Genomic DNA, 24397 nt, shown 5'->3' with positions numbered 1-24397 from the left:
GGTAGGTGGGAAACCTACCAATCCCGCCGCACGCGCAGCGTTGCGAACGGCTGCGTGCGGGTGAGGTTGTGCTCGATGAAGTCGATGTTGCCGGCCAGCCGGTCGCCGGCGTAGTGGGTGCGGTCGAACGTGACGGTGCGTCCGGTCAGGTTGTTCAACTCCAAGGTCACCATCATGTTCGAGGCCGGCCGGTAGTTGACGAAGGCGCGCGCCCAGCCGCTGCCGCTGCTGGTGTCGCGTTCGGCGGCCTGCCAGTTGTCGTTGCTCCAGCCGTTGTCGACGGAAAAACCCCAGGCGGTGCGCTGGCGCGGTAAATCCTGCGCGAACTCGATCCGCCAGGCCAGCGGCTGCTCGCCGGACAGGCGCCGCGTCTCCAGCGTGGTCGGATCGGTGACCGACGACGAGCGCCACGTGGTCGACAGCTTGAGCAGACCTTGCGGCAGGGCCCAGCCGTCGGTCGGCAGGTTCAGCGAGCCGGTCACGCTGTCGGCGCTGGCGTCGCCGATGTTGCCGGCGGTGTCGTAGGTGGCGTTCGCCGTGCGCATCGGCATGCGGTCGATGACGTCGCTGATGTGCGATTGCGTATAGCTCAGCACGGCCGCGCCCCGTTCCCAGAAATGGTATTCGAGCGCGCCTTCGCACAACCAGGTCTTGGCCGGCTCCAGCTCCGGGTAGTCGGCCCGCAGCCTGGGGTCGGCGACGCCGAAATATCCGGCGTTGTCGCCGAAGTTCAGTTGGCTGATCTCGCGTTCCAGGCGCAACCGCAGCTGCAGAGATGGCGTCGGCGATAGCGACACGCGCAGCCGCGGCTTGGGATACAGATGGGCCTTGGCCTCCGGCTGGTCGATGCCCGCGCTCAGGCTGGCGTGCGAGAGCTTCAGGCCGGCCTCGGCGCTGAGCGAGTTGTCGAGCTGCCAGGCGGACGACAGCTGGCCCTCGACGCGCTCCTCGCGCACCCAGGCGGCGCCGGTCGGCATCGGCGCGGCGTCGGCGCCGGCCTGATAGGTGTTGGCGCTGTCGTTGGTGTTGACGGCACGCTCGACGCCGCCGCGTATGACGACGCCGTTCAACGCTTGCCAGCTCAGTTGCGCGGCCAGCACCTGCTCGCTGGCGTTGGTGGCCGACACCGCGTACGAGGTGTGGCCGCCCGAGGAGAAGGTCGAGTCGGCCGTCATCTCGGCGGTGCGGTACAGCGCCTTGAGGTCCATGCTGGCGCCGGGCGCCAGATCGCGCGTGTAGGCGAGGCCCTGTTCGAGCGTGCGGCCGGCGTTGTCGTTGCTGTTGAGCGAGCGCGTGCCGGCGTCATACCAGCCCTGCGACTGGTAGGTCCAGGGATTGAACGCGCCGTTCCAGGTCAACTGGCCGTCCAGCAGGTCTTGCCCATAGGTGAGCTTGGCCACCTTGTTGCCGCTGACGCCGGCGCCGGCCATCGTCGCCTCGGCAACCGACCCCGGACCGGCATAGCGCGTGGTTTTGCGGCCCTGTCCCTGTCCGGTGTCGGGCGAGCGCAGCCAGCCCAGCGTCAGGTTGATGCTGCGGTCGCCGCGCTTGAGGCTGTAGTTGCCCTCCAGCGAGGGCGTCAGATCGCCGTCGGCCGTCAGATAGCTCGACGCGGTGGTGCTGGCCGACACCAGGTCCATTTGCTTGAGCAGCAGGTTGGCCACGGTCGGATAACCCTGCATATCGATGCCGCCGGCGCCGCCGTTGATGACCTCGATGCGCTCGACGGCCGCCGCCGGGATGCGTCCCAACACGTCGGCAAGCGGCTCCGTTTTGGACGCGGGACGTTTGCCGTTGATCAGCACGTTGCCGGCGACGCCGCGCGACGGGTTGCCGCCATCGAAGACGAAACCGGGCAGGCGGGTCGCCATGTCCATCGCGGTCGCCGCCTGGAACTGCGCGAAATAGTCCGGCTGGTACGACTGGGGCGGCGTGCCGTCGGCGGCGGCCGGCCCGCTGGCGGTCAGGGCGCAGGCCAGAAGCAAGGCTGGGCGAGGGAATGGCAAGTGTCTCATCCCAACATTGTGCAATGAACATTATAAGTTGGCAATGACTGATTGCGGGGTCAGGCGTGTTTAGTGGCGTCCGCTTATTTCATGACCGCACGATAAGCTGCTTGAACAGCCGGCACAAGGGAGGGATGCAGAGTGCCCAGTTTGGGTGTCTGTCCATGGGGCGCGGCAGGGGGGACAGAGAACCATTCAGTGGTGTAGGGCAGTTCGATCATCTGCTTCAAATCGAATTTGGTGTCGTAGCTTAAGCCGGCCGTTTCATAAGCCTTGGGATTGCTCGATCGTAAAATGGAAAATTCTCCACGGTAGAGTGTTTTGGTGCGCTGGCTGGTGCCATATGCGACTTGAACGTGGAATCGCGGCGCATCGTCGTCGAAAACCACCAGAATGAGTGCCGGTCGTGGTTTGGGACGGGGGGTGATATTGTCCGGAAAGTGGCACCAGACGATCTCTCCGGCGGTGGGCTCGGTCCACCATACCGGTGTCATAGAGGCTCTTTGTCGAACAGGCTTGAACGCACCGAGCGATTGCTTCCTTGTGGCACCTGCTTTTTGATTTGGCGCACCTGCGCGGCGCTCAGCGCACCATCGTCGGCTTCGTACTGGGGGAGTACCTTGACGGCGAGGTCATGCAACGCGAGGTGGATAGCCTGGGTTTCATCGACCCCTAGATGTTCTGCCAAGCGTTTGGCCGTCTCCCGCGTGATCCCGGTAGCGCTGTCAGTGGTTCGGTAGCGAAAAGCGATCTGATTGGAAATGGCACGCGTGGTCATGGGAGTCTCGCTTTTTAGATGTCTTTAAGATATCCAAGTACCCATCGTTTGTCAATGCCAGCTTGGTCACCGCCGCCGTGTCGTCGACAGCCAGGAAAATCGAGGCGCACAAGAATAGCCGCCTCGATCCGCCCATCAACTAGAACTTCACCGATTGCGCCTTGCCGGTGTAGGTGATCGACCTGGTCGCCGTCGCCGGTTCGATCGCCGTGGCATTGGCCGGGCCGACCAGCACGATGTTGAGCTTGCGGGTCTTGACCAGGCCCGGATAGGCGCCTTTGCGGGCGCCGACCGTCAGCGATTTGGCGGCGTCGTTCCAGACCAGGTCGTAGGTGGCGTAGCGGCCCTTTTCGTAGTCGTAGGTTTCGTTGTCGTCTTCGTAGACGGTGAACTTGCCGTCGGCGCCGGGATAGACGCGGATCTCGTACGGCGCGTCGGGCCGCTCGGTCGCATATTGCACCACCGGCCCCATCGGCACGATCGCGCCGGCGCGCACGTACAGCGGGAAGACGTCGAGCGGCACGTCCTTGCTCACCGTCTTGCCGCCGCCGAAGCGCTCGTGCGTCCAGAAGTCGTACCAGTCGGTGCCGGCCGGCAGGTAGGTTTGCATCGTGGTGTCCGGCTTGTCGGTGTTGCTGGCCGCGCTGGCCAGCTGCGACGGCGTACGCCACACCAGCCGCAGGTTGCGCTCGCTGGTGGCCTGGAAATACTCCACCGTGACCGGCAAGCTTTGGCCCTGCTTGAGCGTGACCTTGGTGCCGGCGTAGCGCTTGCCGCCATTCTTCCAGTCCTCGACGACCAGCTTGCCGTCGATGAACAGACGATAGCCGTCGTCGCCCTCCAGCCCCAGTTCGTACTCGCCGTCCTCCGGCGCCACGACGGCCCCGGTCCAGCGCGCGGAGAAGTTGTCCAGGCTCTTGAGGCCGCCCGGAATGTCCGCCAGCGGCGGCCCCGGCCACTGGAAGTCGATGGTGGCGTCGACCGTTTTATCCTTCGGCGTTTCGAAACCAGTGCCTTCGAAGTACTGCCCGGCCAGTCCCGGCTTGCCGTCCGGCGTGCGCAGCGCGCTGGCCGGGATGGTGGCGGCCGGCGGCGGCGGCATGCGGTACATCTGGCGCGTGACCGGATGGACCAGGAACGACGGGCCGAACTGGAAGGCGTCGTTGATGTCGCGCACGCCCCGGTCGTCCGGGAAGTCCATCGGCAGCGCGCGCATCATCGTGTAGCCGTCGTGGGTGACTTTCCAGCCAAGGCTGTAGATATAGGGCAGCAGCCGGTAGCGCAGGTCGACGGCGCCCCGCAGCGATTTGTACATCTCGGGATCGGATTGCTTGAACAGGTAGGGCTCGCGCTCGATATCCGTGCCGTGGATGCGCATCAGCGGATTGAAGGCCGCGTATTGCAGCCAACGGGCGTACAGCTCGCGGTACGAGGCGTTTTTCTCGCCGCCGGGGAAATCGCTGCCGATGAAGAAGCCGCCGGTATCCTGGGTCCAGTACGGGTTGCCGGTGATGGTGACGTTGACGCCGCCGTTGATCTGCTCGAGCAGGGTTTTCCAGCTGGCGCGCGTGTCGCCGGACCACGAGGTGGCGCCCGTCCGTTGCGCGCCGGCCCAGGCCGAGCGCGTCAACGTCAGCACGCGCTGCTGGCTGGTGGCGCGTTGGCCGTCGTAGGTGCCCTGCGTGGTCATCAGCGAATACGGATTGAGGTAGCGGGTGAAGTCGCCCAGCGCGTTGTTGCCCAGCCCTTTGATGTCGCGTTCGTTGTCGGCGGCGCTGTGGGCGGCCGTGCCGACTTCCACTTCGGTGCCGTCCATCCACAGCGCGTCGACGCCGACGTCGAGCAAACCTTGCTTGACGTGCTTGAAGTAGATCTTGCGCCCCTCGGGGCTGAAGGCGTCGTAGATGCGCGCCTTCTTCGAAATCCAGTGCAGCGGTTCGAAGCGCAGCCCCTTCTGGTCGAGCTCCTTGGCCAGCGCCGTGTCGTTGCCGATCGACGGCCAGATCGACACCATCAGTTTGAGGTTCATGTCGTGCAGCGACTTGGTCATGCCCTTGGGATCGGGGAAACGTTCGGGATTCCAGATCATGCCGCTCCAGGTGCCGTCCTTGTCGCTGCCCCAGTACTGCCAGTCCTGCACGATGTAGTCGAGCGGGAACTGCTCCTGGCGGAAGGTTTTCGCCACCTCCAGCAGGCGCGCCTGCGTCTGGTAGCGCTCCTTGCTCATGAACAGACCGAAGGCCTGCTTGGCGTACATCGGCGCCGCGCCGGTCAGGTCGCGGTAGCCGGCCACCACGTCGTCCACCGTGCCGCCGCCCATGAAGTAGTAGTCGACGCCGCCGGGCGCGCTCTCGGCCCACAGCGACGCGCCCTCGGGCGTGTCCTTGAAGCGCATCTTCGAGTAGGTGTCCCACAGGATGCCGTAGCGTTCCGTCGACACCATGACCGGGATGACGATGCCGATGTTGGTCTGCACCAGCAGCAAATTCTTGTTGCGGCGATTGAGCTCGCCTTCGCCCAGGAAGCCGAAGCCGTAGATGCCTTCATCGGGCTTGAGCGTGAAGGTGTTCTCGGCCTCGTAGGTCGGGGCGCCGGCCACTTCGATTTTCTTCAGCGCCTGCGGCGCGGCCTGGCGTTCGCGCGTGTAGACCTTGCCGTTGGCGTCCTTGAAGGTGAGCGCGCCGCTGGCCTTGTCGATGACGATGTGGAGCTGTTTGCTGCGCAAGGTCAGCGTGTCGGCGTCCTCGCGCGTGGTGAACGCGATGGCGGCCGGCTTGCCCGTCACGACGATGCTGGGATGGCGCCAGAAATTGTCGCCCAGCGTGGTGTTCACCCGCACCGTCGCCGGGCCGTAGAAGATCACGTTCTTGGTCACACCGCCCACGCGCACCTGCACGCCATGCTCGATCGGCGAATACGAAAACGCGGCGGTGAGGGCGCTGGTCGCGGCCACCGGCAGCAGATGGCCATTGGCGTCGAGGCCGGCGGGCGGATGGGCGCCCGCGTTGGCGCTCGTGGCAAGGACTGCCAGCAGCGCGAAGGCCGATAGCGCGGTATGTTTTTCCATTTGTCTCCCAGATCGGTGGATGAAGCAGGCTCTTGTTTACGGCCCGGATGCAGCAAGCTAGCAGAGTACCGGGATCGTTACCAATTCCAATTTCTATGTTTTCGATAGCGATTTCGATATCGATAATTCTTTTGACGATAAGGTTTGCTTCGAGTCGATGTTTTCGATATATTCCGTACCGTCATTGCCGTAGTGTACACGCGCGGCGCCGGCGTGCCAACCACCTCGACCTCAACGAACAGAAGCCCGGACGGCTTCGGTATGGAGTGTTATGCAAGCAAATTCCTCAACGATGGCGGCCGCCGTCGCGTCGGCGCTGTATCCCTTGTTTTGCCTGTCGGCGGCGGCGGCGCAGGGCGCCGTGGCCATTTCCTCGCCCAACGGCGGCGCCGTCATCAGCATCGAGCGCGACGCCAGCCGCTTCTCGATCACGCGCGCGGGCGAGACCATCATCGCCGATTCGCCGCTCGGCCTCGAGTTCGACGGCGTGCCCGGCTTCGGGCCCCTGACGCTGGAAAAACAGCAGGGCGTCAGCGTTGACCGGACCATCCCGCTGGTGGCGACCAAGGCCGCCGAGGCGCGCGACCATTATCGCGGCGCCACCCTGGTTTTCCGCGAGCGCGCGGCCAAGGGGCGACGGCTGTTGGTCGACGTGCGCGCCTACGACGACGGCGTCGCCTTCCGCTACCGCATCGGCGGCACGCAGCCGGTGCGCCTGCGCGGCGAACGCACCGCCTTCGTTCCCGCGGGCGACCCCGAATGCCTGGTGTCGGTCGCCACCACGGCGCACGAGGTGCCGTTCGAGCTGCTGAAGGTGTCGGCGCTGCGCGAGGGCGTCGCCTACGACGTGCCGGTGGTGTGCACGGCGCCGTCCGGACGCACGGCGTACGCGATCACGCAGGCCAATCTGGGCGGCTATACCGGGTCCTCGCTGTGGCGCGAGGGCGGGGCGTTGCGGGTGAAGCTGTCGGCGCAGCCCAGGCAGGCCGCGCCGGCGGTGGCGTCCCCGGCCGGGCTGACGACGGCTTGGCGCGTGGTCATGCTGGGCGAGCGCGCCGGCGACCTGATCGGCTCCAATCTGATCGGCAACCTGAATCCGCCGGCGGCGGGCGACTTCAGCTGGGTGCGCCCGGGCAAGGCGGCGTGGGACTGGTATTCGAGTCCGTTGGCCGGCATGAAGCCGGACATGGACAGCTACCGCCGCTTCATCGATTTCGCCGCCGACGCCGGCTTGCCGTATTACCTGATCGACGCCGGCTGGGCGCTGGGCTCGAACACCGACGGCTGGGTCGCGCTGCCGACCACCGACATCACCCGCGCCGCCGACGGCATCGACATCGCGGCGCTGGCGCGCTACGCGGCCGGTAAGGGCGTGGGGCTGCTGTTGTGGGCGCACTGGGCGCACGTGGCGGCGCGCATGGACGAGGTGCTCGACACCTACGCGCGCTGGGGCGTCAAGGGCGTCAAGATCGATTTCATGGAGCGCGACGACCAGCAGATGGTCGAGTTTTACCAGCGGGTCGCGGCCGCCACGGCCAAGCGCAAGCTGCTGCTCGACCTGCACGGCGCCTACGTGCCCGCCGGGCTGCAGCGCACCTATCCGAACTTCATCACGCAGGAGGGGGTGATGGGCGCCGAGTGGAACAAGATGGGCAACAAGATCACGCCCCGGCACAACCTGATGCTGCCCTACACGCGCATGCTCGCCGGCCCGATCGACTACACGCCCGGCGGCTTCCGCAACGCCACGCCGGCCACCTTCGCCGTGCGCGAGACCGAGCCCCAGACGCAGACCACGCGCGGCCAGGCGCTGGCGATGTACGTGGTCTACGACAGCCCGCTGCAGATGGTGTCCGATTCGCCGGAGGCCTACCGCGACGCCGCCGGATTCGATTTCGTCAAGCGGGTGCCGACGGCGTGGGACGAGACCCGCTTCCTGTCCGGCGAGCCGGGGCGCGACATCGTGCTGGCGCGGCGCCGGGGCGCCAGCTGGTACCTCGGCGCGATGACGGCCGACGAGGCGAACGGGGTCGTGCAGCGCGTGCCGCTGCGGTTCCTGTCGCCGGGCAGATACCGGGCGACGATCTGGCAGGATGGCGCCACGCCGAACGACGTGGCGCGGATGGAGCGCGAGGTGGGCGCCGGCGATGTGTTGGAGCTGAAGCTGGCGTCCGCCGGCGGCGCGGCGGTGATTCTGGAACCGGTGGCGCGATAATTGGCGCCAACGTGGTAATGCCTTGCGTACGCCGTGTGCCCGCGACTTGGCGGCCGGAGTGGAATCGTTTCCGTTTTTTCCGAAAACTGCTTAGCCCGGCGCATTTTTGCGTGTATATTTACGTAACTTTTTCACCCAACGATATACATAGCACGGAGACAGGCATGACAAAAAACTGGATCGCACGCTCGGCGGCGACAACGCTGCTCGCATTGATCGCCAACAGCGCCTGGGCGGCCGACGGCGCGGCCATCCCGGAGCGGGTCGAGGCGCTGCTGCGCCAGATGACGCTGGCCGAGAAGGTCGGCCAGTTGAACCAGCTGTCGGACAAGGAGTTCATCACCGGGCCGGAATCCGAACTGCGGCGCAACCTGGAGAGCGATCTTCGCGCCGGCAAGGTCGGCTCCATGCTCAACGTCAAGGGAGCGGCCGACACGCGCGCGGTGCAGGCCATCGCCATGCAGTCGCGGCTGAAGATTCCGCTGCTGTTCGGGCTCGACGTCATCCACGGCTACGACACCATCTTCCCGGTGCCGCTGGGCGAGGCGGCGTCGTGGGACCTGGAGGCGATCGAGCAGTCGGCGCGCATCGCCGCGCGCGAGGCGTCGGCCGCCGGCATCCACTGGACCTTCGCGCCGATGGTCGACATCGCCCGCGATCCGCGCTGGGGCCGGGTGATGGAGGGCGCCGGCGAGGACGCCTACCTCGGCAGCCGCATCGCCGCCGCTCGCGTGCGCGGCTTCCAAGGCGCCAAGCTGGGCGGCACCGGCTCGGTGATGGCCACGGCCAAGCATTTCGCCGCGTATGGCGCCGCCATCGCCGGGCGTGACTACAACGCCGTCGACATGAGCGAACAGCTGCTGTACGAAACCTACCTGCCGCCGTTCAAGGCGGCCGTCGACGCCGGCGCGGCCACGTTCATGAACTCGTTTAACACGCTCAACGGCGTGCCCGCCACCGGCAGCGCCATGCTGCAACGCGACATCCTCAAGGGCGCCTGGGGCTTCAAGGGCTTTGTCGTCAGCGACTGGAACTCGATCGGCGAGATGGTCCCGCACGGCTACGCCAGCGACCTGTCCGACGCCGCCGCCAAGGCCATCACCGCCGGCAGCGACATGGACATGGAGAGCAACGCCTACGCTGGCTCGCTGGCGCAGCTGGCCGGCGCCGGCAAGGTCGACGTCAAGCTGGTCGACGACGCCGTGCGCCGCGTGCTGACCAAGAAATTCGAACTGGGCCTGTTCGACGATCCTTACCGCTTCTCCGATCCGCAGCGCGAAAAAGAGGCTGTCAGCGACCCCGCGCACCGCGCCGCCGCGCGCGCCACCGCTGCCAAGTCCATGGTCCTGCTGAAGAACGACGGCGGCGCGCTGCCGATCAAACGCGGCGTCAAATCGATCGCCGTCATCGGCCCGCTGGCCGACGCCCGCCGCGACCTGGAGGGCGGCTGGATCGTCAAGTCGAACGCGGCGCGCGTGGTCAACCTGGTCGACGCCATCCGCGCCCAGGCCGGCGCCGGCACGCGGGTCAGCTTCGCCGCCGGCTGCGACGTCGCCTGCGCCAGCGACAGCGGTTTCGGCGCCGCGCTGGCGGCGGCGCGCGAGGCCGACGTCGTGGTGCTGGCCGTCGGCGAATCGTGGGAGATGAGCGGCGAAGCCAAGTCGCGCGCCGACATCGGCCTGCCCGGACGCCAGGAACAATTGTTCGCGGCGCTGAAGGCGGCCGGCAAGACGCCGGTGGTGGTGGTGCTGGCCGGCCGTCCTTTGATCTTCGAGAACGTGGCGCGGGACGCCAAGGCCATCCTGTACGCGTGGCTGCCGGGCAGCGAAGGCGGCAACGCCATCGCCGACGTGCTGTTCGGCGCGGTCAACCCGTCGGCCCGGCTGCCGATGACCTTCCCGCGCCACCAGGGGCAGATCCCGATCACGTACCAGCAATATTCGACCGGCCGCCCGGTGACCGACGAGCGCGATATCCAGTATAAGTCGGCCTACATCGACATGTCCAACAGCCCGCGCTACGCCTTCGGCCACGGCCTGAGCTACACCACGTTCGCCTACCGCGACCTCAAGCTGAGCCAGAGCGCGATGAAGACCGACGGCAAGATCACGCTGTCGTTCACGCTGGCCAACACCGGCCCGGTGGCCGGCGCCGAGGTGGCGCAGTTGTACCTGCGCGACCCGGTCGCCTCCAGCGTGCGCCCGTTGAAGGAGCTCAAGGGATTCCAGAAGATCGCGCTGGCGCCCGGCCAGCAGCAGCAAGTCAGCTTCACGATCGACCGCGGCAGCCTGGCCTTCTTCAACCGCAAGCTGCAGTGGGTGGCCGAGCCGGGCCGGTTCGAGCTGATGGTGGGCGCGGCCTCGGACGACATCCGGCTGCGCGCCAACATCGAGCTGACCGAATGAGTTAGTTGGTCCCCGCCCCGGCGGCCGGGCGGGACGCCGGATAGCGGCAGAGTGCGCTTATTGGATTTTCGCCCTTCGCCGTGATGACGCCCAAGCGGTACGGAATTTTGATGTAATCGTCGACCCGTACCGTGGGGTCATTCCCCTGGAAGAGGTATTCGAGCGGCTGGCAAGGATCGATCGTCATCGTCTGATCGGGATTGGTCCGGATCATTTCACCGTGGGAAATCCCTTCCGACCAAATCCGCTCGACATTATCGCTGCTCGCGAAAGCGTTCATCGGCGCGGAAGAGAATGGCTCCCATTTTCCCTCCAGGCCCTCACTCTTCCAAATCCGGAAGTAGCGTCCTTTCGGCGAAATCGCCTCCACCAGGGTAATGTAGGTGTTCGTGTTGGCGATCTTGTAGGTATTGCTCGCCTCGAACACGTCGTCCCTTTTATCGTTCATGACGGCGACGGTGTTGTGGAAGCCGTTGGGGAACTGGGCTAATTCGGTTTCCGACCGAAGCAGACGTCCGTTATCGTCGGTGCTGAACAGATAGCATTTTTTATCGTCGCAGATCACCCAAAAATCCAGCCAGCCGGTGCCTTGCGGCGGCTTGACGATGTCGGGGCTGGTTGGAAAGAACGGTTTCGGCGCGCTCCAGGACAGCGGATCGCTGATGTCTTTCGAGGTGGAATACAGCGGATCGGCACCTTGATAGACGAGATACCAGGTTTGCTGCGGAGCGAAATAAAATACCTGCGGCGCCGCGCGATAACCCGGCCCCATGGGCGACTTGTCGAGCGGGACGATTTTCGCGGCCAACGGGTTCGTCCACTTTTCGAAACTGGTGTATCCGAGACCCCAGCCATTGGAACCCGCCGTCGTCATGAATACGTGATATTTTCCGTTCACGAAAACGATCGAAGGATCTTTCACGCCGTAGATTGTCTGGTTTGAATCTGGTTGCGGCGCGATAAGCGGCGGGGTCGAAGTCCACTTAAATCCCAGCTGGGCGGGATCGGTGGCGCCGTTGGCAATTGCGTGATTCCCACCACATACGGCCAGGGTGGCCCACACGATTACTCCCATACCGCGTTTTTTTAGTTTCATTAATATCTCCTCTATTGGCGAATCAAAAAATATTTGCAGAATTCGACAGGGAGGATAGGCCGAAACACGTACGTGGCGATAAGGTAGAATGCAGCGACTTTTGCAGCGCGCTGTTTTTTTTATGAAGAGTGCCAGAAGTGCTAAGTCGCTCACGTGCCTGGGTGCACGCGCGCTGCCAAGGATTTCCGCACCCGGCCCATCCAATTGAAATCCCACATGAATGACGACCCACTCTCCGAAGTTATTGATGCACCAATCGACATAGACGACTCGACGATAATAAAACTGCACATCCTTAAAGCTGTGGAAAAATTCGGCTCTCTTCCCGGTGAAAATACAAGGGAAGAGAAGGAGCGCCTGTCAACGATTCTCAATGACTTACTCCGCCGACTGATCGATGGAGTTCAAGCTAACCCGACAAAACTTTGGGTTCTTGCAGAATTTCAGCGGTCTTTAGTCCTGGTTGAGAACGACGATACGGAAGGGCGCGAATATTTCGGCTCTGAACTCGAGTCGATAATGGACGTTTTAGGTATCGAAAGCTCCGATGGTCTACTTGCCGCCTACTTGGGCGGAATTTGACAGGATTTGGTCAACAACCGAGGGTTGAGCAAGGTAGCGGCCCAGATAGCGGGCTGCGAATTCTTCCGATGGCACTGGCTTGCCGAGCAAAAATCCCTGCGCGATGTCGCAGCCGGCCTCGCGCAGCCAGTCGAGCTGCTGTTGCTCCTCGACGCCCTCGGCCACGACCGACAGGCCGAAGCCGCGCGCCAGCACCAGGATGGCGTGGACGATGGTGTCGCCGCGGCGCGGCAGCAGTTGCACGAAGCTGCGGTCGACCTTGAGCTGGTTGATCGGGAAAGTCTGCAGATAGGCCAGCGACGAGTAGCCGGTGCCGAAGTCGTCGATCGCCAGCCGCACGCCCAGCGCGCGCACCGCCTGCATGAAGGCGATGGCGCCGGCCACGTCCTCCATCAGCACGCTTTCCGTCAGTTCCAGCTCCAGCCGCGGCGGCGCCAGCCCGCTGTTTGTCAGCGCCCGCGTCACATCATCGAGGAAGCCCGGCTCGCGCAACTGGCGCGCCGACATGTTGACCGCCACCGTCATCGGCGGCGCGCCGGCGCGCTCCCAGGCCGCGACCTCGGCGCACGCGCGGTGCAGCACCCAGCTGCCCAACTGGACGATCAGGCCGCTGTCCTCGGCGATCGGGATGAATTCGGACGGCGGCACCGGGCCGTGCTCCGGATGGTTCCAGCGCAGCAGCGCCTCGACCCCGGTCAGCGCGCCGCTGGCGCAATGGAATTGCGGCTGGTAGTGCACCGCCAGCCGGTCGTGGGCGATGGCGCGGCGCAGCTCGCGCTCGAGCGCGGCGCGGCGCTGGGTGGCCGCCGTCATCGCCGGCACGAACTCGGCGAACCGGTTGCGCCCGCCGTGCTTGGCGTGGTACAGCGCGGTGTCGGCGCTACTCATCAGCTCGATCATGGTGGGGGCGTCGTCGGGGTACAGGCACAGTCCCACGCTGGCGGTGGCGAAGAACTCGCCGTGCTCGAGCTGGAACGGCGCCTGCAGCGCCTGCGTAACCCCGGCCGCCAGCGCCAGCGCCTCGGCGCGGTCGCGCACGGGGCCGGCGATGATCGCGAACTCGTCGCCGCCGATGCGCCCCACCAGGTCGGCCGGGCGCACCGCGCGGGCCAGCGCGCCGGCGACCTGCTTGAGCAGCTCGTCGCCGACGGCGTGGCCGGCGCTGTCGTTGACCAGCTTGAAGTTGTCCAGGTCCACCAGCAGCAGCGCCAGTTGCCACCCCTGCGTGCGCGCGCGATCCAGGTCGGCGCCCAGGCGGGCGTAGGTGGCGTGGCGGTTGGGCAGGCGCGTGACGTGGTCGGTGTGGGCCATGTAGTCGAGTTGGCGCTCGGCGGCGGCGACCCGCGCCCGGGTCTTGCGGCTCAGCGCCGCCACCACCAGCATGGCCAGCAGCGAGGCCACCGTCAGCAGGCCGACGTAGCGCAGCATGGCCGCGCGCAGCTTGCCGGTACTGGTGTGTAAAACCGTCCGGCCCAGCATGGTGTTGCGGTAGTGTACCGGCTCGGTCACGGTCACCACGCCGTCCGGCGTCACGCCGGCGGCGGGCAGGCGCGCCGGCAGGCGGCTGTCGGGATAGGAGAACTCCGCGAACAGGCGGCCTTCGTTGTCGTAGACGCCCACCGCGCGCAGGCCCGGCGCGTAGCGGAACGCCCGCAACGCCTCGTCGGCGGCGTCGCGGTCGCCGAACATCAGCGGCGCGGTGATGCTGTCGGCGACGATGGCCGCCTGCACCCGGGCGCCCTCGGTGAGCGCGTGGCGCATGTCGAGTAGCTGGTAGGCGATCAGCACGGCGCCGGCGATCACCAGCGCGGCGGCGGCGGCGATGATTTGGCCGGTGCCGAGCGCGCTGGCGATCGGCACGGCGGTTTGCGTGGCGGGGCGCCTCATCGGACGTTCCTCGCCAGCTGCAGCAGGCGCGAGCTGAAGCGCAGTCCGGCGCGCGCCGCCTCCGCCGTATCGATGTCGAAACGCAGGTGCTGGTCTTCCTCGACCAGGGCGACGGCGCCGGCGTAGCCCCGCTTGGGCTCGTCGACGATGACCAGCAGGCCGCTCGCGGCCTCGGTCGGGCGCGCGGCGCCGCCGCGCAGCACGGCGACGTCGCACTGCGTGCCCGGGCCGGGTTCGAGCACGGCCAGCGGGCGCTCGCCCACGGGCCTGCCGCGCAGCTTGCGCAGGCTGTCCCACAGCGCGTGCGCGCCGCTCAGGCACACGGTCAGCGGGCGCGCGCCCGCCGCGCCCGGCCAGATGGTGAACTGGGCGATGTTGTAGACGTAGGCCGCCTTGAGCGCGGCGTCGTCGGTCTGCGCGCTGCCGGAGCGGGCCAGCGTCAGCAGCACCAGCGCGACGCACCACAGCAGCGCGGCTTTGATGGAGTTCGGTTCAGAATGCATAACCGATTTTGGTGACGATGGTGCGCCCTTCGCGCGGAATGGCTTCCTGCACGAAGGCCGGGCCGGCCGGGTCGGCATAGCGGTGGTCGCCGGCGTTGTAAAAACTGAGCGACCAATCGAGGCCGGCGGCGCGCCGGCGCGCCGGCAGCAAGGTCAGGTTCCAGTTGCAGTAGCCGGCGGCGGTCGTATGTTCGGTGAGCCGGCGCGACATGCAGCGGCCCTCCACGCCCAGCCGCAGGGCCTCGCCCGGCAGCGGCCAGGTGGCGTTGAGCTTGGCCAGGTGGCGCGGCGAATTGACCAGGCTGGCGCCGTCGCCGTCGCGCGCGCGTTGCCAGGCGTAGTTGGCGCGCACCCGGGTGCCGCCCGGATACAGCCGTTCGGCCGCCAGTTCCATGCCGTTGGCGGAGGCGCGCTCGGTGTTGTCGAACATGAGCATGCCGTCGCGGCGCACCGTCTCGGTGATCAGCCCGGAGATCCGGTAGTGGAACACGGCCAGCGACACCTTGCTGTAGGCGTCGGGCTGGCGTTCCCACACCAGTTCGTGGGTGGAGATCTCCTCGGCGCGCAGGCCCGGGTTGGCGGCCTGGCCGCCGTCGGCCACGCCCACCGCGTAATACAGCTCGTAGGCGTTGGGCGAGCGGTAGGCGGTGCCGTAGATCAGCTTGAGCGTGTCGGCCGCGCCGGGCTGCCAGATCAGCGCCGCGCGCGGGCTCAGGCGCGTGCCGGTGATGCTGTCGCGGTCGAAGCGCAGGCCGGCGTTGACCACCACCTTGCGCGCCAGCCGCATTTCGTCCTCGACGTAGGCGCCCAGCCGGCTGTCGGCGCGGCGGTCGTCCAGTTCCTGCTGGTACGGGTCCTGGTTGAAGTTGAACTGGTCGCGGCGGGCGTTGCGCTGCGCGTCCAGGCCGGCCAGCAGCTTGTGCCCGGCCAGGCCGGTGAAGGTGGCGTTGAGGTTGAGCGCGTACCACGCGGCGTGGTCGCCGTCGATGTTCTGGCGGACGCGGCCCTCGGCGTCCGGATACCAGCCCACGCCCAGGTAGTCGGCGCGGCCCCAGTCGAGCCGCGTCGACAGCGCGACGTCGTCGGCCGGCGCGGCGTTGTAGGCGACGCTGGCGAAGCTTTGCGTGTCGCGCGTGTGGTAGGGAGCGTTGAACACGGCGCCGAACGATGCCGTCGGCACGCCCTTGACGCGCTCGATGTAGCCGGCGCTGACGCCCCAGCCGCCGCGGCTGGCCTTGACGAAGGCGCCGTGCGCGCGCTGGTAGTCCAAGCCTTCGGCCAGGCCGTGGTTCTGCTCGGGCGTGTCGTATTCGGGCGCGTACAGGGCGTCGCCGCGGCGGGTCGAGGCCTTGACGGAGAGCAGCAGGTCGGTGCCGTCCTGGCTGTGGTAGCCGTAACTGGCGCGCCCGCGCCGCTCGCCGCGGCTGCCGGCCGACACCGCGCCCTGGGCGCCGGCCAGCGCGCTGCCGGTCTTGGTGATGACGTTGATGACGCCGAACAGCGCGTTCGAGCCGTACACGGCGGCCCCCGGCCCCGGCACGTATTCGATGCGCTCGACCAGGTCCATGTCGACCAGGCTGTCGTCGCCGATCGAGGCCTGGTCGTAGACGCTGTCGTTGACGCGCACGCCGTCGATCAGCAGCAGGAAGCGGCTGTCGTAGTCGCCCGGGCGCAGAAAGCCGCGCGCGCCCAGGTAGTCGTAATTGCGGTCGCTCGACACGTACAGGCCGGGCAGGGAGGCCAGCGCGTCGCCCAGGGTGCGCCAGCCATGCTCGCGCACATCCTGCGAGGTCAGCACCGACACCGCCGACGGCGCGTCGCTGACGCGCTGGGCGAAGCGGGAGGCCGACGTCACCATCGTCACGTCCATCAGGCTCTCGAGCGGCAGCGTGCTCAATTCCTCCGGCTCGGGGCCGGCCGCCGCGCGGGCCGCCGCCAGCGCCAGCACGATCAACAGCGTGCCCTGGCGCAGGCGGAAACGAGGGGCGGGGCGATGGAATGCGTTCACGGGATGACAAGATTATTGATTAGCAGTAATTATTTTACTCCTTTCGCGCGGGGGAACCGCCATTTTGTAGCTTTTAGAAAATGTTTCTGTGCGTCATTGCAACAGCGCTGCCGCTGGCGGCGGTGCTCACACCCGCGCCGCCTCCAGCAGCAACGCGTGCTCGAAGCGCAGCGCCACCGTCGCCGTGCCGGCCGCCGCGCGCAGCTCGCCCAGCTCGCGGCCGTCGACGTAGTCGCGCAGGCGCCAGCGTCCGGGGCCGAGGCCGCGCAGCTCCACCGGCCCGTCCCAGCGCGGCGCGAAGAAGGCGAAATACATGCTGCCATCCTTTTCGACCGCGTGGCCCTCCGGCCGGTCGAAGCCGATATCGTATAGCTCGCCCCGATACAGGCCCTTCGGCAGCATCTTGTCGCGATAGATGCCGATCCACTTGCGCCATTTGTCCTCGCGCGCCGGCGTCAGCAGGAAGCTGTCCTTGGGCTTGGGATCGACCGGCCAGGTGAACTTGGTCGACAGCACGGCGCCGATGCCGACGGTGGAGGCGAAGTCCTCGCCGCCGTCGCTCAGCTCGACGTGGTCGCCGGCGTACGGCGCGGACGGTCCCATCAGCGCCTTCAGCGTCTTGCCCTTGTGCCGCACCTGCCACGACGACAGCGGATCGGCGGCCGGCGCCTGGTTCATGTACGGCATGTTGTGGAAGGCGTACGAGGTGCCGCACGGGCACAGCTCGACGACGGCATTCGGGTTGACCTCGCGCGCGGTGTCGTACACCATCTTCCAGAAGTCCTGCAGCTTCTCGAACGATTCCTCCGGCCGCGCGTGCTTGTGCGCCGGGTTGTGGCAGGGCGCCACGCCGTTCAGGTGCTGGCCGTCGAGCTTGAGGCCCTGGTAGCCCCATTCGCCGAGGATCTTGCGCACCAGGTCGCGGGTCATGTCGATGGTCGGCTGGTAGGCCGGGCACAGATACAGGCTGTTCCACCACGTCACCAGCTGCGGCGCGCCGTCCTTGTCCAGCAACAGCATGTCGGTGTGGTCGTGCAGCAGGTCCGAGCCGGGATCGACCGCCAGCGGCGTGATCCACAGCCGCGGCTTGAGGCCGGCGTCCTTGATCGCGCCCACCAGGCCGCGCATGTCCGCCTCGCCGGCCGGGAACTTCTTGCGGTCGAGCTTCCAGTCGCCCTCGTTGGTTTGCCAGCCGTCGTCGAGCACCGCCCATTCGAGGCCCAGTTCCTTGGCTTTTTGCAGCGTGCCGACCATCAGCGGGATGGTGAAGTCGCGCTCGTAGCCCCAGGCGCACCAGATCGGCTCGTAGCATTCGGCGGGCGTGTCGGGCGAGCGGATGCCGCGTTCGGCCATCACCTGGCGGTAGCGATCCAGCGCGGCGAAGTAGTCGCCCGTGTGCAGCGCCAGGAAGGTGTCGAGGGTGGCGAGCGATTCGCCCGGCGCCAGCGTGGCCTCCAGCTCGTATTCGACGCCGATCGCCGCGCCGCCCTTGACCGCGCGCACCGGCAGCGCGACCAGCCGCGGCACGGTGTCGATGTGGCCGACGGCCAGGCCGCAGTCGCGCTGCCAGACGTCGGCCGCCGGCGTGCCGCCGCCGTAGTCGGACGCGTTCATGCCCATGAAGTTGCGCTGGTCGAAGCCGGCCTTCACCGGCTGCACCCAGTCGCGCCGGTCCAGGTGGCTGGCGCCGGAGAAGGTCCAGAATTCCGGCTTGCGGCCGGCCGCCGGCCGCAGGGTGTGGCCGCTGTTGGCCCACGCGGTGACGGCGAGCGGTGCGGCGCCCGTATTGCGGTAGGCGATGCGCACGATGGCGAAGCCGGGGTGGCGCTCGTGGAAGGTCACGGCGACGGTCTTTTCGACGCCCTCGGCGGACACGCCGGTGAAGCGGTGGCGCACGCCGGAGCCGTGCGGACCGTCGACCCGGTCGGCCGCCTGCGCCGTCAGCGCGAAACGCTCGATCCAGCGCCCGTCCTTCAGGCGCAGCCTTTCGCTCGGGGCGAAGCCGGTGACGGCGCCGGGGCGGGGCGCGTGCTTCGACAGCACCCGGCAGCGCAGCTGGCCGTCGAATTCCAGCGCCATGGCGGCGTCGCCGACGCGGGCGATGTGGTTGCCGCCGGCGGCCGCCCACGCCGGCGAGGCGGTCGATGCCACGGCCGTGCCGGCCAGCCATCCGAGCAGGGTGCGGCGTCGTTTGTCATGCGCTTGCTTCATACATTTCCTCGTCTGTCAGTGTAGGTGGACCACGGCCGGCGCGGGCGCGGCCGCTGCCGCTCCCTACACCAGCGTGACTTGCGCGCCGCGTGCCCGCAGCGCTTCGACCGTCTCCGGCGCCGCGCCGGCGTCGGTGATGATGCGGTCGACTTGTTCGATCCTGGCGATCACGGACAGGCTGCGCCGTCCAAGCTTGGACGAGTCGCCCACCGCGACCACGCTGCGCGCGATCTCCAGCATGCGCGAGTTCAGGCGCGCCTCGAGCAGGTGCGGCGTCATCACGCCGATCTCCGGGTCCAGGCCGTCGAAGCCGAGGAACAGGATGTCCGCGTGCAGCCCCTGCAACGCCGCCTCGGCCTGCGGTCCGCCCAGCGAATACGAGCTGGGCCTGAGCACGCCGCCCAGCATGATCAACGTCACGTGCGGCGCGCCGGCCAGCAGCACCGCGATGTTGAGCGCGTTGGTGATGACGTTGACCGACTGCAGCTTCAGGCCGCGTATCTGCTTGGCGATCTCGGCCGTCGTGGTGCCCGAGTCGAGCACGATGGTCTGGCCTTCGCCGATCAGCCGCACGGCCGCCTCGGCGATGCGGACCTTCTCGGCGCGGCGCAGCGTCTGCTTCACGCCGATCGGCAGGTCCTCGTCGGCGCGCTGGGCCAGCGCGCCGCCGCGCGTACGGACCACCGCGCCGATCTCGGCCAGCGCGTTGAGGTCGCTGCGCACGGTGACCTGCGAGATGTCGAACATCGCCACCAGCTCGGCCACCGTGATCCGGCCGCGCTCGCCGACCAGCTCGCGGATGCGGCGGCGCCGTTCCTCGACCAGCATGTCGCTGTCCGGCGTTTCCTTCGTTACGGCTTTCGTTTCCGTGTTATGGTTTTTTTTCATTGCCGATCTTTCCATTTCGCGCCAATTCAGAGTGACCCCGATGATACAGGACGCCCGGCGCGAAAAGAAACGAAAGTTCGGCGGTCCGCTCGGCCTAGCGCCGCACGGCCTTTTCCGGCGCGGCTTTCCACGCGGTCGGGAAGGTTTTTTCGGCGTTCTCGCGGAACAGCCTGTCGACTACGCGGCGCGGCAGCGCCAGGCCCGTCACCGGCGTATCCAGTTCCGGCACCGACTGGCTGTCGCCGGTGGCGAAGTAACGCCAGTCGCGCCGCCAGACGGTATCGAGGTCTTTCGCGAAGTCGGCGTCCGGCTGGGCGGCCGACTGGGCGAGGTCGGAGCCGTACATCAGGCGGTCCTGGTACTTCACAAAAAACGCCCGCACGCCTTGCGGATCGCGTTGCGACTGGTATTGCAGCTGGCCGATGCGCGCCGCGACGTCGACGTTGACGGTGGGATGGGCATCGAGGAAGCGCGCCAGGCGGTCGATGTTCCATTCGAGCGACGCCAGGTGCACGCCGGTGAAGCGCAGCGTTGGATGTTTGGCCAGCAGGTGGTCGCGCGCCGCCATCTGCCGCTCGTAGCCGGGCATTTCCGGGTGGCGGTACATGTGGTAGGCCGGATGGGCCTTGAAGTATTCGCGGTCGCTGTTGACGGTCATCTGTTCGAGCGGCAGCCAGCAGTTGTGCGGCTCGCCCTGGTGGCCCAGCACCATCACGCCCCGTTTCGCCAGGCCGTCGAACAGCGGCGACAGGCGCGGGTCGTCGATCATCACCAGTTTGCCGCTGGCGTCGCGCAGCTCCATGCCGATGTTTTTCCAGACCTTGACGCCGACGGCGCCATCGGCCAGCGCGGTGTCGAGGTCTTTCAAGGTGGCTTGGGTCCAGCCGGCGCGCTCGAAGTTTTTGGTCGAGAAGGTGGCGGCCCAGGCGACTTCCCCGGGATGGGCGCGCGCCAGTTTGCTGGCGACCACGCGCTGACGCGCCGGCGGCGGAAAGTCGCCGTAGTCGACATTGATGGTCAGCGCGCGGAAATTGTCCTTGCGTGCCTGGGCGAGGTAGGCGTCCTGGCTGTCGCCGTGCAGGTGCAGGTGGGCGTCGATCTTCGGCACCTTGTCGAAATCGGCCATCGTGTAGGTATCGGTGGCGGCCCGCGCCGGCAGGGCGGCCAGCATGAAACAGATAAGGGTAAGACGCATTCTGATTCCTTCGATTATTGTGGATCCACGTAGGGCGGATTAGGCGGAACGCCGTAATCGGCCATGCATGCGCCGTCGGCGGCTCGTACATGGCCGATTACGCTGCGCTAATCCGCCCCACGTGGAACGCGATCCGCTACGGTCAACTGCCGCAGCGCGTCCGCGCTCAGCGGCGTGCCGGCGCTGCGGGCTGCGTACAGCGCCGCCCCCAGCACCGGCGCGAAACGCGGCGGCGCCACCCGGTACCCCGCCAGCGCCTCGATCAGCGGCGCGCGCAACGGCCCCTCGGCGCCGACCAGGCCACCGGTGAACGACACCGCGACTTTGGCGCCGTCATCCACCCCCAACGCGTCGCGCACGGCGTCGACCATGCCGACCAGTTCGGCCGCCGCCTGATCGACGATCGCCACCGCCTGGCGGTCGCCCAGCGCGGCCGCCTCGGTCACCAGGCCGGCCAGCCGCGCGACGGCGCTGCGTTCGCCTTTCATCTGGCCGTAGACCACGCCGCACAGATCCAGGTCCTCCCGCAGCGCAAGGCGCCGGCGCACCAGCTCATACAACGCGCCGCGCGGCGCGCGGCCGTCGCTCATGCGCGAGAACAGCGCCAGTCCGGCGCGGGCGATCCAGTGGGCCGAGCCCTCGTCGCTGAACAACTCCCCCCAGCCGCCGGCGCGCGCCCGCTTGCCGCCATATTCGCCATACGCCATCGAGCCGGTGCCGGCGATGACGCTGATGCCGTCGGCGCAGGCCAGCGAACCGGCCCAGCTGCACACCATGTCGTTGCCGCACTGGTAGCGGCCGTGGCCGAGGATCGCGCCCGGCAGCGCGTCCAGCGCGGGCTGCACGTCGCGGTCCTCGCCGTAGGCCGGCAAGCCGAAAAACGCCTGCGCGATGTCGTTCGGGCCGACGCCGGCGGCGGCGAACAGCGCGCGGCAGCCGCGTTGCAGCATCGCGGCGGCGCCGTCCATGCCCACTTCCAGATAGTAGGCGCTGCCTTCCTCGTGCCGCGCGCGCACGTTGCCGTCCGCGTCGACCAGTGCGAACGCGGTCTTGGTGCCGCCGCCGTCAACGCCCAGAAACATCGTTTTCCCCTTGATATGGATAGATCGTCACGCCGCGCACCACGCGGTTGACGGTGCCGGAGACGCTGGGCGTGTCCGGCCGCAGGCCCAGCGCCAGCGACTGCAGCAGCGCGTAGCATTGGCAGAATACGATATACGGTAGCGCCAGCGCCAGATCGCCGGCGCCGCCCATGCCGTCGAGCGCCACGCAATCGGCGCCCAGCCCGGGTTCGGGAATGCCGCTCAGGGCCAGCACGCGGCCGGCGCGGCCGTCGTTGCGCAGCTCGCGCAGCAGATCGAGGTCGTAGCGCCGCGCGTGCGCGTCGTTCGACAGCATGACCACCACCAGCGTGCCGCCGTCGACGATGGTCTTTGGGCCGTGGCGGAAGCCGAGCGGCGAATCGAACAGCGCCACCGTCTGGCCGTCGGTCAGCTCCAGCAGCTTGAGGGCGGCCTCGCGCGCCAGCCCGCGCAGCTCGTTGCTGCCGAGGTAGACGACGCGGCTAAAGCGCTGTTCGACCAGCGCTTGCAGCAGCGGCAGCGCGGCAAGTTGCAGTCGTGGCGCGGCGCTCGACGGCGCCGCCACCGCGTCGCCGTCGACCGCGCCGAACGCCAGCGCGGCCGACAGCAGCATCGACGTGAAGCTGGTGGTCATCGCGAAGCCCCGGTCGTGCGTGGCGTCCGGCAGCAGCAGCGCCAGCGCGTTGGCGCGGCCCTGCGCCATGCGATACAGTTCGCCGTCGGCGTTGCAGGTGATGACCAGGTGGTGCACGTCGGCGACCAACTGGTCGGCCAGCGCCACCGCCGCCACGCTTTCCGGGCTGCTGCCGGAGCGGCCGAACGACACCAGCAGCGTGGGCACGGCCGGCTGCAGGAACAGCCCGGGACCGGACACCAGGTCGGTGGTCGGCACGGCCTCGGCGCGCAAGCCCCGGCGCAGCAGGGCGGGGGCCAGGCATTCGCCGATGAAGGCCGACGTGCCGGCGCCGGTCAGCACGATGCGCAGGTCCGGCCGCGCCAGCAACGGGCCGAGGAAGGCGTCGACGTCGGCGCGCCGGCTTGCCAGCAAGTCGGCGATCAGCGGCCACACGTCCCCTTGCTGCGCGACTTCGCGCGCGGTCAGGCCGGCGCCGGCCGTGTCCAATTGTTCTTCGCCGAGGCCGAGGATGGTCCGGCTCTTATCCACTACTAACATGTTTCCAACTCCCTTGTTGCGGCGCCCGTCGTGCAGGCGTCCATATACTGGCGCAGCACCCTGGCCACGCCCTCTTTGAGTAAATCGGCCGGCCGGTTGCGCAGGCGGCCTTCGCGCACCGCCTCGTATTGGGCCGGCAGGTACTGGCTCAGTAGCGTGAGCGGCGGCGCGTGGCGTTCGAGGTAGTCGAGCATCAGGCTTTGCGCGCGCTGGATCGCCGGATGCGGCCAGTAGTAGCGAATCCGGTCGCTCAGGCTGAACTGCTGGTCGAAGCGGGCGCGCACCGGGTCGCCGTAGTATTTGAGCCAGTAGCCCGGTTCGGCGCGCATGGTCTCCAGCACCACGTTCTTGAAATCGGAGCCCGGCCGGCCGTCGAGCATCTCCTCCTCGATGTCGGCCAGCGCCCACAGCGTCTCGCGCAGCGCGAAGGTCAGGCCGGGACCGACCTTGAGGATGGCGAAATGGTCGCGCACCAGCGCGGCCAGGCTGTCGCGGACCTGATAGTCGGTGGAGTGGGCCTCGTAGACCAGCGTCGGCTCGCTCTCGATGAAGCGGCTCAGCGCGCTCGCCTGTTCCGGGCGGTAGTCGATCACCTTGTGGTGGTCGAACTCGACGCCGGGCTGCACCACCAGGCCGATCACACGCGGCCACGCGGCCTGCAGGCCGGCTTCGGCGAAGGCGGCGCGGTGCACCGCGCTGGTGGTGGCGGCAGCCTGCGGCGTCGTCACCGCAAGCGCCTCGAGATCCTCGTGGGCGCCGCCGGGCACCGGCACCTCGGTGCCAACAATATAGACCGGGGCCTCGCCGCCGGCACTGTTCCACGCGTTTTCGGCGACGGCGCACAGGCGCGCGGCGCGCCGGGCGACGATGGCGTCGGGCAGCGGAACCGGATCGCCGGCGCACGACATCGAGCAGTCCAGGTGGATCTTGCGGAAGCCGGCCAGCACGTACTGTTCGATCAGCACCTCCGCGCGCGCCATGGCGTCGTCGGCGGGCCGGTCCTGCCAGGCGTTGGGGCCCAGATGGTCGCCGCCGAGCAGCACGCGTTCGCGCGGCAGGCCGGCGCGGTCGGCGATGCCGTGCACGAAATCGCGGAAAGCGGACGGCGTCATGCCGGTGTAGCCGCCATCCTGGTTGACCTGGTTCGAGGTGGCCTCGATCAGCACCGGCTGGCCGGCGGCGAGCGCCACTTCCATCGCCGCCTCGATGACCAGCGGGTGGGCAGAGCACACCGAATAGATGCCGGCCGCTTCGCCGGCCTTTTGGCGCCGCACCAGATTGAGTAGATATCGCATATCGT

Annotated in this window: 17 protein-coding genes; 3 read left to right on the top strand and 14 right to left on the bottom strand. The window is 67.6% G+C overall.

Annotated features, from left to right (window positions below):
• Positions 1–14 precede the first annotated feature (14 nt).
• From JOD97_RS04645 to JOD97_RS04630, 4 genes are all read right to left on the bottom strand, one after another.
• Positions 15–2006, bottom strand: coding sequence for a TonB-dependent siderophore receptor (locus JOD97_RS04645; protein ID WP_209713744.1), 1992 nt, complete (start codon positions 2004–2006; stop codon positions 15–17).
• 83 nt (positions 2007–2089) lie between these two features.
• A complete protein-coding gene (locus JOD97_RS04640; protein WP_209713742.1) occupies positions 2090–2500 on the bottom strand; it encodes a hypothetical protein in 411 nt (136 codons plus the stop codon).
• Positions 2497–2784 (bottom strand): hypothetical protein, encoded by a 288-nt coding sequence (locus JOD97_RS04635; protein WP_209713740.1) that lies wholly within the window; start codon positions 2782–2784, stop codon positions 2497–2499. The genes JOD97_RS04640 and JOD97_RS04635 overlap by 4 nt, the downstream gene beginning before the upstream one ends.
• Positions 2785–2923: 139 nt before the next feature.
• Positions 2924–5851 carry a TIM-barrel domain-containing protein gene (locus JOD97_RS04630; protein ID WP_209713738.1) on the bottom strand — a complete coding sequence of 976 codons (2928 nt, stop codon included), beginning with the start codon at positions 5849–5851 and terminating at the stop codon, positions 2924–2926.
• 271 nt (positions 5852–6122) lie between these two features.
• Between JOD97_RS04630 and JOD97_RS04625 the strand changes: the two genes are divergently transcribed.
• The gene (locus JOD97_RS04625; protein WP_209713736.1) at positions 6123–8066 is read left to right on the top strand and encodes a glycoside hydrolase family 97 protein; all 1944 of its coding nucleotides are present in this window, start codon (positions 6123–6125) and stop codon (positions 8064–8066) included.
• Between the two features lie 164 nt (positions 8067–8230).
• On the top strand, positions 8231–10471 hold the full coding sequence (locus JOD97_RS04620; RefSeq protein WP_209713734.1) for a glycoside hydrolase family 3 N-terminal domain-containing protein: 2241 nt from the start codon (positions 8231–8233) through the stop codon (positions 10469–10471).
• 1 nt (position 10472) lies between these two features.
• Here the strand turns inward: JOD97_RS04620 and JOD97_RS04615 are convergent, their stop codons facing one another.
• On the bottom strand, positions 10473–11567 hold the full coding sequence (locus tag JOD97_RS04615; RefSeq protein WP_209713733.1) for a non-reducing end alpha-L-arabinofuranosidase family hydrolase: 1095 nt from the start codon (positions 11565–11567) through the stop codon (positions 10473–10475).
• Between the two features lie 216 nt (positions 11568–11783).
• Between JOD97_RS04615 and JOD97_RS04610 the strand changes: the two genes are divergently transcribed.
• Entirely contained in the window at positions 11784–12149 is a 366-nt protein-coding gene (locus JOD97_RS04610) for a DUF4844 domain-containing protein (protein ID WP_209713731.1), read from the top strand.
• On the opposite strand, the gene JOD97_RS04605 is transcribed toward JOD97_RS04610, so the two are convergent.
• The 9 genes from JOD97_RS04605 to JOD97_RS04565 all read right to left on the bottom strand — a co-directional run bounded on the left by JOD97_RS04605 (position 12120) and on the right by JOD97_RS04565 (position 24392).
• Positions 12120–14036: a bifunctional diguanylate cyclase/phosphodiesterase gene (locus tag JOD97_RS04605; RefSeq protein WP_209713729.1), complete on the bottom strand. Its 1917-nt coding sequence runs from the start codon at positions 14034–14036 to the stop codon at positions 12120–12122. The genes JOD97_RS04610 and JOD97_RS04605 overlap by 30 nt on opposite strands.
• A complete protein-coding gene (locus tag JOD97_RS04600; RefSeq protein WP_209713727.1) occupies positions 14033–14539 on the bottom strand; it encodes a YfiR family protein in 507 nt (168 codons plus the stop codon). The genes JOD97_RS04605 and JOD97_RS04600 overlap by 4 nt, the downstream gene beginning before the upstream one ends.
• On the bottom strand, positions 14529–16547 hold the full coding sequence (locus tag JOD97_RS04595) for a TonB-dependent receptor plug domain-containing protein (protein ID WP_373999781.1): 2019 nt from the start codon (positions 16545–16547) through the stop codon (positions 14529–14531). Before JOD97_RS04595 ends, JOD97_RS04600 begins: the two co-directional genes overlap by 11 nt.
• Before the next feature lie 126 nt (positions 16548–16673).
• Complete coding sequence (locus JOD97_RS04590) at positions 16674–18758, bottom strand: glycoside hydrolase family 36 protein (RefSeq protein WP_209713725.1); 2085 nt, start codon at positions 18756–18758, stop codon at positions 16674–16676.
• A gap of 63 nt (positions 18759–18821) precedes the next feature.
• Entirely contained in the window at positions 18822–19646 is an 825-nt protein-coding gene (locus tag JOD97_RS04585; RefSeq protein WP_209713723.1) for a DeoR/GlpR family DNA-binding transcription regulator, read from the bottom strand.
• 94 nt (positions 19647–19740) lie between these two features.
• Positions 19741–20841 carry an amidohydrolase family protein gene (locus tag JOD97_RS04580; RefSeq protein WP_209713721.1) on the bottom strand — a complete coding sequence of 367 codons (1101 nt, stop codon included), beginning with the start codon at positions 20839–20841 and terminating at the stop codon, positions 19741–19743.
• A gap of 107 nt (positions 20842–20948) precedes the next feature.
• The gene (locus JOD97_RS04575) at positions 20949–21923 is read right to left on the bottom strand and encodes an N-acetylglucosamine kinase (protein WP_209713719.1); all 975 of its coding nucleotides are present in this window, start codon (positions 21921–21923) and stop codon (positions 20949–20951) included.
• Positions 21907–23097 carry an SIS domain-containing protein gene (locus tag JOD97_RS04570; protein ID WP_209713717.1) on the bottom strand — a complete coding sequence of 397 codons (1191 nt, stop codon included), beginning with the start codon at positions 23095–23097 and terminating at the stop codon, positions 21907–21909. The genes JOD97_RS04575 and JOD97_RS04570 overlap by 17 nt, the downstream gene beginning before the upstream one ends.
• Positions 23091–24392, bottom strand: coding sequence for a D-tagatose-bisphosphate aldolase, class II, non-catalytic subunit (locus tag JOD97_RS04565; RefSeq protein ID WP_209713715.1), 1302 nt, complete (start codon positions 24390–24392; stop codon positions 23091–23093). The genes JOD97_RS04570 and JOD97_RS04565 overlap by 7 nt, the downstream gene beginning before the upstream one ends.
• Positions 24393–24397 lie beyond the last annotated feature (5 nt).

The sequence above is a fragment of the Duganella sp. 1411 genome (assembly GCF_017833525.1).
Taxonomy (GTDB): domain Bacteria; phylum Pseudomonadota; class Gammaproteobacteria; order Burkholderiales; family Burkholderiaceae_D; genus Rugamonas.
Note: the sequence above shows the minus strand (reverse complement) of the source record. Positions and strands in the feature narration are given on the sequence as shown.